Origin of the sequence: Trichococcus sp., assembly GCF_049589555.1 — a bacterium.
In the GTDB taxonomy this organism is placed as follows: domain Bacteria; phylum Bacillota; class Bacilli; order Lactobacillales; family Aerococcaceae; genus Trichococcus.
In genome coordinates, this window is record NZ_JBAWAZ010000242.1 from 1 (window position 1) to 1,541 (window position 1,541).

Annotated in this window: 1 protein-coding gene; it reads right to left on the bottom strand. The window is 52.0% G+C overall.

From position 1 onward, the window contains the following. Nucleotides 1-49 precede the first annotated feature (49 nt). Nucleotides 50-1,540 carry a glycoside hydrolase family 1 protein gene (locus WBV27_RS08965; RefSeq protein WP_424201335.1) on the bottom strand — a complete coding sequence of 497 codons (1,491 nt, stop codon included), beginning with the start codon at nt 1,538-1,540 and terminating at the stop codon, nt 50-52. Nucleotide 1,541 lies beyond the last annotated feature (1 nt).

Sequence of the window (1,541 nt, forward strand, 5' to 3'; positions counted from 1 at the left end):
AAAAACCATATCGGATGGCACGTCGCGCCACACGATATGGTTCTCGTGATTATTTTGATGCAGTCTGCAGTTCAGTGTACAGGCTGGCTCCGTTCGTTTCGATAACATCCTTGTACCAATGGAAGGATTTCTTTTTGAAGCGGTTGTATGTGCCGTTGCCTAGATCATCGGCATCCACATAGATGAAGCCGTAGCGTTTCGTCATCTGGGAAGTCGAAGCGCTGACGATGTCGATGCAGCCCCAGCTTGTGTACCCCATCAGCTCGACGCCGTCCTTGATCGCCAAGTTCATCTGTTCGAAATGATCGCGGAAATAAGCGATCCGATAATCATCCACAACTGTGCCATCTTCGGTCAGGATATCGGTCGAGCCGATGCCGTTCTCGACGACGAACAACGGAATGCGGTACGTATCATAGAGGTCGATCAGGGAAATGCGCAACCCGACCGGATCGACTTGCCAGCCCCACTCGGAGGTGTTCAGATACGGATTCTTCACGCCGGTCATCAGGTTGCCGCCAACTTTTTCGCGCTGGGCCGCGTTTTTCGACACGACCATCGACATGTAGTAGCTGAAGGAAAGGAAGTCGACAGTGTATTCCTTCAACAGCTGCAGGTCCTCTTTGGTCCTATTGATCTTAAAGCCGTTCTCTTCGAAGTAGTTCAATACATGCTTCGGATATTCCCCAAAAATCTGCACATCCGCATAGAAATGGTTGTCGCGGTTGGCTTTTTGCGCCATCAGCACCTCATCCGGATCGCAAGTCTCCGCATAGGTCATCGTCTTCGTCAGCATCGCGCCCATCTGCGCACCCGGGATGATTTCGCGCAACAGCTTGGTCGCTTCCGCACTGGCCACGAATTGGTGATGCAACGCTTGGTAGATGGCTTCTTCAGCGGATTTTTTGTCGGCGTATTTTTCTTCGATCACACCTACCGTCGTGAATGGGTGGCGGAAGACGCTGTCGATTTCGTTGAAGGAGAGCCAGTATGTCACCAGATCCTTGTACTCACGGAAGACCGTCTCACTGAATTTGGTGAAGAAACCGACGACTTCACGCGAAACCCAGCCGTCATAATTTTCCACCAGATAGAGCGGCATTTCATAGTGCGACAGAGTCACCAACGGCTCGATGTTGTGCGCCCGCAGTGTTTTCAACAGGTTGCGGTAATAGTCCAGGCCTTTTTGGTTCGGCTCCGTTTCGTTTCCGTTAGGGAAAATCCGCGTCCAGGCAATCGAAACGCGCAGCACCTTGAAGCCCATTTCAGCGAACAACGCAATGTCTTCCTTATAGCGGTGGAAGAAGTCGATGCCTCTTCTTTTCGGATAATAAACGACATCATCGGTCTCCTTCGCGATGGCGATGTCCTCCAAGGAAACGTGCCATTGCGATTTGTAGTCCTCGACCGAGATGCTTGGTTTGAAACGGGCGACATCGGCTACCGACATGCCCTTTCCGTCCACGTTCCAGGCACCTTCCGCCTGGTTGGCGGCGATGGCGCCGCCCCAGAGAAATCCTTCCGGATAGTAACTTTTCATT

Excerpts from the sequence above, each read along its gene's own strand:
- WBV27_RS08965 (WP_424201335.1), bottom strand. The coding sequence starts at position 1,540 with ATGAAAAGTTACTATCCGGAAGGATTTCTCTGGGGCGGCGCCATCGCC.